The following is a 1067-nucleotide window of genomic DNA, read 5'->3' as shown; positions in this document are numbered from 1 at the left end:
GACGCGGTTCGGGTAAGCCTTCAATTTGGCGTGGATCTAACTTGGTTGCTAAAATACGTCGTGGACTTCCGTTGGCAAGAGGGGTAAAGGAATTCGTGCGTAAGCTTGCATCGATAAGATTACGATAACGGCGTAAAATGAGATCATCATCTAAACCGGATACTTTCTGTAATTTTTCTTCAATACGTTTTTGAATGATCTGTTGGTTTTTTTCCCGCTCTTTTTCTGTATGGCTTTGATGAAATTTCAAATGAAACAAAGCATAAAGGTCTTGGGTAATGTTAGGATAGGCGTTTAAAGTTTGGGCAACCCGGTCTTGTGAATAAGGAATTCCAGCTTGTTGTAGATAGCGCCCATAATGGCGCAAAATGACAATTTCACGCCAATCAAGCTCTGCTGTTTGGGTTAATGCATTAAAGGCGTCGTTATCTGCATTTTGAGCCCAAACTGCTTCGAATGTTTCAGCATGTTTTTGACCAGTTTTCTCGAAATCTATACAAAATTGGAAAGCGCTTTCTAGTTGCATATCATGAAGATATACAGATTGTCCGTTGCCATCTGGTAATTCAAGTGTTTGTTCAGCAATGACTCTAAATCCCATATTTTCAAGGAGTGGTACGCGTTTGGAAAGAGCTAGTGCTTCGTAGCGGTGAAAGAGTCGGAGAGAAATACTTTGTTTTTCTTTATTGTAGGTATTATAAAACGTAACAAAAAGCGGTTTTTTATCATGAAGACTTAAAATATGTCCGGCATCTTCAATGGCATCTTCAGTGGAAAATAAGTCACGATAGCTGTTGGGAAATTGGCTGGCTAAGCGCGTTTGTTGTTCTGTTATTTTGCGGGTAAGAGCTATGGTTTGAACACTCTCTTCCCAACTTTGGGCTATAAAACGTACATGCTGTTCAAGTTTGGTGCGCTCAATAAGAGGAGCACTTTCACTCCCTTTGCGGTGGATGATATAATAAACACGTGTGAGTGTGCTTTCCAAAAATAGCGGATGAGATTCAAAAAAATCACCATTATAGAGCTTAACAAAATATTCGCCAATTTTTTCGCGAACGTTGCTA

The 1067-nt window shown here is 39.7% G+C and carries 1 protein-coding gene; it reads right to left on the bottom strand.

Annotated features, from left to right (window positions below):
* Nucleotides 1-1067 (bottom strand): NAD-glutamate dehydrogenase domain-containing protein (locus ACFIO5_RS09910; RefSeq protein WP_375705306.1); only part of this gene is annotated, 1067 nt, incomplete at both ends.

It is taken from the genome of Bartonella sp. AA86SXKL (assembly GCF_042196885.1).
This window is presented reverse-complemented; position numbering and strand designations above follow the sequence as displayed.